Genomic DNA, 7,129 nt, shown 5'->3' with positions numbered 1-7,129 from the left:
CCGATCTGGCGCGGGTGCGCGCGGCCGCCTCCGGCGGCGCGCAGGTCGGTGGCGTGGGCCGCGCCGAGGTCGCGCATTCGCAACGCACCTTCAACGAACACGCGCTGGCAGTGGCCGAGGCAGTGGTGGCGCTGGCCGCCGAGCTGCAGCGCTCGCCGGCGCAGGTGGCGCTGGCCTGGCTGCTGGCGCGCGGGGCGATGCCGATCGTCGGCGCGCGCAGCGTGGCGCAACTGCAGGACAACCTGGGCGCACTCACCCTGCACCTGGATGCCGAGGCGCTGCAGCGGCTGGATGCCGCCAGCGCGATCGAACTGGGCTTCCCGCACGACTTCCTGGCCTCGCCCAACCCGCAGGCGCTGCTGAGCGGCGGCACCCGCATCCAGCCGCGCTGAGCGCGGCGTCCTGCCCCTTCGCACACGAGTACTATTCCATGGCATCCATCGCGAACGCGTTGCCGAGCAACATGACCCTGGCCGAGGCCGAAGCGGCCGGCATCGCGCAGATCGCCGCGCTGATGGGCCCGCAGCAGGGCGCGGCGATCCGCGCCCTGGCCGACGACGCGGACACCGCGCTGAGCGGCCGCGGCGCCGCCATCGCCTTCGCCGAGATCTACCGCGCCGACAGCGCGCTGGACCTGAAGACCCGCGAACTGGTCACGGTGGCGGTGCTGGCCAGCCTCTGCCACGCCGCACCGCAGTTGCGCCTGCATCTGCGCGCCGCGCAGGCGGCAGGCGCCAGCCGTGCGGAGATCTTCGCCGTGCTCGACCAGTTGTACGCCTACGTCGGCTTCCCCACCGCGCTCAACGCCCTGGCCGTCGCCCGCGACACGCTGGGCCCGTCCTCACCCTGAGCGAACCGCCCGGCGGCCACGCTTTCCCTCACCTCCCCCTCAGGAGCATCCTCCATGCAAACCCGCACCCTCGGCCGCAACGGCCCCCGCGTCTCCGCCCTCGGCCTCGGCTGCATGGGCATGAGCGCGTTCTACGGCGGCCGCAGCGACGACGCCGCCTCGATCGCGGTCATCCATGCCGCGATCGAGCACGGCGTCAGCCTCATCGACACCGCCGACATGTACGGCCCGCACACCAACGAAGTGCTGGTGGGCAAGGCGCTGGCCGGGCGCCGCGACCAGGTCGTGCTGGCGACCAAGTTCGGCATCAAGCTCGACCCCAACGACCCGGCCGCACGCGGCATCGACGGCCGCCCGGAATACGTGCAGTCGGCCTGCGAGGCCAGCCTGCGCCGGCTCGGCGTGGACCACATCGACCTGTACTACCAGCATCGGGTGGATCCGAACGTGCCGATCGAGGACACGGTCGGGGCGATGGCGCGGCTGGTGGAACAGGGCAAGGTGCGCTTCCTCGGCCTGTCCGAAGCCGCCGCGGCCACCATCCGCCGCGCGCACGCGGTGCATCCGATCACCGCGCTGCAGAGCGAGTACTCGCTGTGGTCGCGCGACCCGGAACACGACGGCGTGCTGGAGACGGTGCGCGAGCTGGGCATCGGCTTCGTGCCGTACTCGCCGCTGGGCCGCGGCTTCCTGACCGGGGCGATCCGCTCGCCGGAGGACTTCGAGGCCGACGACTACCGGCGCCATTCGCCGCGCTTCCAGGGCGAGAACTTCGACCGCAACCTGCAGCTGGTGGAGCGGGTACGTGAGCTGGCGCAGGCCAAGGGCGTGACCCCGGGGCAACTGGCGCTGGCCTGGGTGCTGGCGCAGGGCGAGGACCTGGTGCCGATCCCGGGCACCAAGCGCCTGGCCTACCTGGAAGAGAACCTGGGCGCGCTGCAGGTGAAGCTGAGCGCCGAGGAGCTGGCGCAGATCGAGGCGATCTTCCCCGCCGACGCCGCCGCCGGCCATCGCTACCCGGCCGCCTCGCGCGGCGCCCTGCAGGGCTGAACCGCGCCCCCGGCCGCGACGCGGGTCGATTGCCCGCGCCGCGCCGGCCCCGCATGATGCGGGGGTGATCTCCTTCATCGTCCCCGCGCACGACGAAGCCGCCCTGATCGGCGACACGCTGGCCTCGCTGCATGTCGCCGCCCAGGCGCTGCGGCTGGACTGCGAGACGCTGGTGGTCGCCGATGCCTGCCGCGACGGCACCGCCGAGATCGCGCGCCGGCACGGCGCGCAGGTGCTGGAGGTGGAACTGCGGCACATCGCCGCCGTGCGCAATGCCGGCGCCGCCGCCAGCCGCGGCCGCCATCTGCTGTTCGTCGATGCCGACACCCGGGTCAACACCCCGCTGCTGGCCGCGGCGCTACGCGCGCTCGGCACCGGTGCGGTCGGCGGCGGCGCGCAGGTGCGCCTGCTCGGCGACATCGCCTGGCACGAACGCCTGGCGCAGGCGCTGTTCGGCTGGCTGTTCCGCTGCACCGGCATCGCCCCCGGCTGCTTCCTGTTCTGCACGCGCAGCGCCTTCGTCGCCGCCGGCGGCTTCGACGAGCGCTACTACGCCGGCGAGGACGTGGCGCTGAGCCGCGCGCTGGCGCGGCAGGGCCGCTTCGTGATCCTGCGCGAGCCGGTGCACACCTCCGACCGCAAGCTGCGCAGCTTCAGCAAGCGCGAGCACCTGGGGCTGCTGTTGCGCCTGCTGCGCCGCGGCCGCAGCCTGCTGCGCTCGCGCGACGGCCTCGGCTTCTGGTACGGACAGCGTCGCGGCCGTTAGGACGCGCCGCCCATTTCCGCACAGATTGCGCCGGGTCGGCAAAACGGTTGCGCCCGACGCGGGCGACTTCCTACTCTCTGCAAATGCGCGAGAACAGCACCCTGGACATCAGGAACGCGGCGATGGCGGACCGGCAGGCGATCGTGGTGCTGATGGCGGCGTTGGACTATGCCGGAACCGAGGACTTCATCGAAGCCCGCCTGGCGCAGCTCCTGGCGCATCCGGACGCGGCCTTGCTGGTGGCCGCCGCAGGGGACGACGTCCTGGGTGTGTTGTCGGTGCACTTTCTGCCGCAGCTGGCATTGGCCGGCGACATCTGCCGCATCAGCTATTTCTGCGTCGACGATCGCGCGCGCGGCGCCGGGGTGGGACAGCGTTTGCTGGCAGAGGGCGAGGCGCTGGCGCGGCAGCGTGGCTGCGACCGCCTGGAGGTGCACTGCCACAGCCGGCGGGAACGCGCGCACGCCTTCTATCGGCGCGAAGGCTTTGTCGAAGCGCCCAAGTATTTCGCCAAGTCGCTGCGCGATTGAGGATTGTCTGAGGTCGCCAGCCGCAGACAGCGGCGCGATCTTCATAAGGGCGGTTGCCGGCGCCGAGGCGCTGGCAGTACGCTGCGCGCCCCTTGTGCGAGCTTTACGGATGAGCGTCCACACCAGCAGGCCCATCGCGCTGCGCATCCTCGGCACGGGCGAGTATCTGCCCGCGCAGCAGGTGCCGGCGGAGGTCTTCGACCGGCGCTGGGGCAAGCCCGCCGGCTGGACCCTGCGGCATACCGGGGTCGCCACGCGCCACTATGCGGGCGCCGACGAGCCGGCCACCTTCATGGGCGAACGCGCCGCGCGCGCGGCGCTGGACGCGGCGCAGTTGCAGGCGCACGAGGTCGATTGCGTGATCAGCGCCTGCAGCCTGATGGAACAGGCGATCCCATGCAGCGCGGCGCTGCTGCACGCGCGGCTGGGCCTGCAGGGCAGCGGCATTCCGGCCTTCGACATCAACGCCACCTGCCTGAGCTTCATCGCCGCACTCGACCTGGCCGCCTGCGCGATCGCCGCCGGCCGCTACCGCCGCGTGCTGATCGTCGCCAGCGAGATCGCCAGCGTCGGCCTCAACCCGGACGATGCGGACACCGCGCCGCTGTTCGGCGACGGTGCCGCCGCGGTGGTGCTCGGCGCCGACGACGGCGCCAGCGGTTCGCATTTGTTGACCGCGCGCCTGGAAACCTATTCCGAAGGCATCGACCACTGCCGCGTGCGCGCCGGCGGCACCCGCCTGCGCCTGGATCACGGTGTCGAGGCGCTGCGCGCCGGTTCGCAGTTCGAAATGAACGGCCGCGCCACCTACCGGCTGGCCGCGGCGAAGCTGCCCGGCTTCCTGCAGCGGCTGCTGGCGCAGGCCGGGGTCGAGCTGGCGCAGTTGCGGCGGATCGTGCCGCACCAGGCCAGCGCCAAGGCGCTGCGTCACCTGCGCGTGGCGCTGGGGCTGGCGCCGGACGCGCTGATCGAGGTGATCGGCCAGCGCGGCAACCAGATGGCCGCGTCGATTCCCGGCGCGCTGCACCAGGCGATCGCCAGCGGCCGCATCGTGCGCGGCGACCTGATCGGCCTGGTCGGCTCCGGCGCCGGGCTGGCGTTCGGCGGCGCGGTGTTGCGCTACTGACATGGCCCGCGTCCTGGTCACCGGCGCGTCCGGCTTCATCGGCGCCTACATCGTGCGCGCCCTGGCCGATACCGGCGTAGCGGTGCGCGCCAGCGGTCGCGACGCCGCCAAGCTGGCGGCCTTCGCTGGCGATCCGCGGATCGAGGTCGTGCCCGCCGAGCTGTGTCGCGACGACCTGGCGCCGTTGCTGCACGGCTGCGATGCGGTGATCCACTGCGCGGCGCTGTCGGCGCCGTGGGCCAGCGCCGAGACCTTCCGCCTGGCCAACGTGGTCGCCACCGAACGCCTGCTCGCCGCCGCGCTCGCCGCGCGCGTGCGTCGCTTCGTGCACTTCAGTTCGCCGAGCATCTACTTCCGCTTCGCCGATCAATACCAGATCACCGAAGACTTCACCCCGCCGGCGCGCTGGATCGGCGGCTATCCGCAGACCAAGTGGGAAGCCGAGGAAAAGGTGCGCGCCGCCGCCGTGGCCGGACTGCCGGCGGTGGTGCTGCGCCCGCGCGCGGTGTTCGGCCATGGCGACAACGCGATCGTGCCGCGCTTGCTGGCGGTGGCGCAACGCGGCTGGTTCCCGCTGGTCAACGGCGGCCGCGCGATGATCGATGTGTGCTGCGTGGAGAACGCGGTGGCCGCGGCACTGGCGGCGCTGCGTGCCGAGCACATCAGCGATGGCCGCGCCTACAACATCAGCAACGGCGTGCCGATCGCGGTGCGCGACCTGCTGACCGAGCTGTTCGCGGTGCTGCGCCTGCGCGTGCGGCTGTTGCCGCTGCCGCGCGGACCGGCGTTGGCGCTGGCCACGCTCGGCGAGCAGATCGCGCTGCGCCGTCGCGGGCAGCCGGAGCCGCGGCTCAGCCGCTACGGTATCGGCGTGCTCGGCTATTCGCAGACGCTGGACATCGGCCGCGCCCGCCGCGAACTCGGCTATGCGCCGGTGCTGTCGACCGAGGCCGGGCTGGCCGCGCTGGGGCGGCCATGAGCGTACCCAGGCTGCAGTGGCGGCTGTACGAAGCCGGTCACTGCACGCATCCGGAGCGCGCCACGCGCCGCGGCGCGCCGCTGGCGCCATGTCCGTTTCCGGCGCTGGCGGCCCTGCTGCAGCATCCGCAGCAGGGCGACCTGTTGTTCGACACCGGCTACGCCCGTCATTTCTTCGATGCCACCGCGCGCTTTCCCGAACGCCTGTACCGCTGGCTGACTCCCGTGCAATTGGCACCCGGGCAATCGCTGCGCGAACAACTCGCCCGCGACGGCGTGGATGCGGACCGCATCGGCTGGATCGTGCTGTCGCATTTCCATGGCGATCACGTCGGCGGCGTCGCCGATTTCCCGCAGGCGCGCCTGGCCTGCGCGCAACAGGCCTGGGACGATCTGCAGCGCCGCGGCCGGCTGGCCGCGCTGCGCGAAGGTTTCCTGCCGGCACTGCTGCACGGCGCGCGCCCGCGCATGCACTGGATCGAGGCGCTGCCCGCGGCGCTGCCGCCCGCCGCGCTGCGCGACTTCGGCACGCCACGCGACCTGTTCGGCGACGGCAGCGTGCTGCTGGTGCCGCTGCCCGGGCATGCGCCCGGCCACTACGGCCTGTGGTTCGAGGACGCGCACGGTCCGGTGTTCCTGATCGCCGACGCGGCCTGGTCCAGCGCCGCGCTCGCCGACGGCACGCCGCCGCCGGCGCTGGTCACCCACCTGCTCGGCGAGCATCGCGTGTATCGCGACACCCTGGCGCGGCTGCATGCGCTGCGCCAGGCCGAGCCGGGCTTGCGCCTGGTGCCCTCGCATTGTCGGCAATGGCGGCCGGCACCGGCGGAGCACACGCATGGCTGAGGCACCCGGCGTGCTGATCACCGGCGCACGCGCGCCGGTCGCGCTGGACCTGGCGCGTCGCTTCGCCGCGCTGGGTTGGCGGGTGCACCTGGCCGACAGCGTCGCCAGCCGCATCTCCGGCTGGTCGCGCGCGGTGACCGCGCATCACCGCGTCGCCCCGGCACGCGATGCGCCGCGCGCCTGGCTGGCCGATCTCAATGGCGTGCTCGCCCGCCAGCGCATCGACGTGCTGGTGCCGACCTGCGAGGAAGTGTTCTACCTGGCCCGCTACCGCGGCGCGCTGCCGGCGCAGTTGCACCTGCCACTGCAGGACTTCGACACGCTGCGCACGCTGCACAGCAAGTACCACTTCATGGAACTGGCGCGCAGCCTGGACAGCGCCATCGACGTACCCGCCAGCGTGCGCGTGCGCAGCCTGGCGCAGGCGCGCGAATGGGCCGGCGAAGCGCCGCTGGTATTGAAACCGGAATTCTCGCGCTTCGGCGTGCATGTCCGGCTCTATCCGGACGGTGTGACCGCCGACGCCACGCCGCTGCCCGCGCAGGGCGACTGGGTCGCACAGCGCTACTGCGCCGGCGAGGAACGCTGCTCGTATGCGCTGGCGCGCGATGGCGTGCTGCTGGCGCATGCGGTGTACCGCCCGCGCTACCGCCTGCGGCGCAGTTCCAGCTACTACTTCGACGCCGCACCCAACCCGCAGATCGAGCGCTTCACGGCGCAACTGGTGCAGGCGCTGCGCTTCACTGGACAGATTTCCTTCGACTGGATGGTCTCCGCGCAAGGGCGCTGCAGCGTGATCGAATGCAATCCGCGTGCGACCAGCGGCCTGCACCTGTTCGCCGCGGCCGATCCGCTGGTGCCTTTGCTGTGCGGCGACGCGGGCGCGGCGCCGGCGCCTTTGCGCCCGGCCGACGAGCGCGCGGCGATGCTGGGCATGCTGATGCTGGGCGTGGCACTGCCGGCGGCGCTGGGCCAGGGCCGGC

9 protein-coding genes are annotated in these 7,129 nt (G+C 72.6%); all 9 read left to right on the top strand.

The window, feature by feature from the left end; genetic code table 11:
• A partial coding sequence (locus D183_RS0114290) for an aldo/keto reductase (RefSeq protein ID WP_017909603.1) occupies window positions 1-392 on the top strand: 392 nt, incomplete at its 5' end.
• A gap of 38 nt (window positions 393-430) precedes the next feature.
• Window positions 431-850, top strand: a complete 420-nt coding sequence (locus D183_RS0114285) for a carboxymuconolactone decarboxylase family protein (RefSeq protein ID WP_017909602.1) — start codon at window positions 431-433, stop codon at window positions 848-850.
• 54 nt (window positions 851-904) lie between these two features.
• Complete coding sequence (locus D183_RS0114280) at window positions 905-1,900, top strand: aldo/keto reductase (RefSeq protein WP_017909601.1); 996 nt, start codon at window positions 905-907, stop codon at window positions 1,898-1,900.
• Between the two features lie 64 nt (window positions 1,901-1,964).
• A complete protein-coding gene (locus tag D183_RS0114275; protein WP_017909600.1) occupies window positions 1,965-2,666 on the top strand; it encodes a glycosyltransferase in 702 nt (233 codons plus the stop codon).
• A 122-nt stretch (window positions 2,667-2,788) separates the two neighbouring features.
• A complete protein-coding gene (locus tag D183_RS0114270; RefSeq protein WP_198527670.1) occupies window positions 2,789-3,196 on the top strand; it encodes a GNAT family N-acetyltransferase in 408 nt (135 codons plus the stop codon).
• Window positions 3,197-3,305: 109 nt separating this feature from the next.
• A complete protein-coding gene (locus D183_RS0114265) occupies window positions 3,306-4,322 on the top strand; it encodes a 3-oxoacyl-[acyl-carrier-protein] synthase III C-terminal domain-containing protein (protein WP_017909598.1) in 1,017 nt (338 codons plus the stop codon).
• A gap of 1 nt (window position 4,323) precedes the next feature.
• Entirely contained in the window at window positions 4,324-5,301 is a 978-nt protein-coding gene (locus tag D183_RS0114260; RefSeq protein WP_017909597.1) for an NAD-dependent epimerase/dehydratase family protein, read from the top strand.
• Complete coding sequence (locus tag D183_RS0114255; RefSeq protein ID WP_017909596.1) at window positions 5,298-6,146, top strand: MBL fold metallo-hydrolase; 849 nt, start codon at window positions 5,298-5,300, stop codon at window positions 6,144-6,146. Before D183_RS0114260 ends, D183_RS0114255 begins: the two co-directional genes overlap by 4 nt.
• Window positions 6,139-7,129: hypothetical protein (locus tag D183_RS0114250; RefSeq protein ID WP_017909595.1), on the top strand; the 991-nt coding region annotated here is incomplete at its 3' end. The genes D183_RS0114255 and D183_RS0114250, both read left to right, overlap by 8 nt.

This window comes from Xanthomonas sp. SHU 199 (assembly GCF_000364665.1).
Taxonomy (GTDB): Bacteria; Pseudomonadota; Gammaproteobacteria; order Xanthomonadales; family Xanthomonadaceae; genus Xanthomonas_A; species Xanthomonas_A sontii.
The sequence above is the reverse complement of the archived record's forward strand: the minus strand, read 5'-3'. Positions and strand labels throughout refer to the sequence as shown.

Excerpts from the sequence above, each read along its gene's own strand:
- D183_RS0114285 (WP_017909602.1), top strand. The coding sequence starts at position 431 with ATGGCATCCATCGCGAACGCGTTGCCGAGCAACATGACCCTGGCCGAG.
- D183_RS0114280 (WP_017909601.1), top strand. The coding sequence starts at position 905 with ATGCAAACCCGCACCCTCGGCCGCAACGGCCCCCGCGTCTCCGCCCTC.
- D183_RS0114270 (WP_198527670.1), top strand. The coding sequence starts at position 2,789 with ATGGCGGACCGGCAGGCGATCGTGGTGCTGATGGCGGCGTTGGACTAT.
- D183_RS0114265 (WP_017909598.1), top strand. The coding sequence starts at position 3,306 with ATGAGCGTCCACACCAGCAGGCCCATCGCGCTGCGCATCCTCGGCACG.
- D183_RS0114260 (WP_017909597.1), top strand. The coding sequence starts at position 4,324 with ATGGCCCGCGTCCTGGTCACCGGCGCGTCCGGCTTCATCGGCGCCTAC.
- D183_RS0114255 (WP_017909596.1), top strand. The coding sequence starts at position 5,298 with ATGAGCGTACCCAGGCTGCAGTGGCGGCTGTACGAAGCCGGTCACTGC.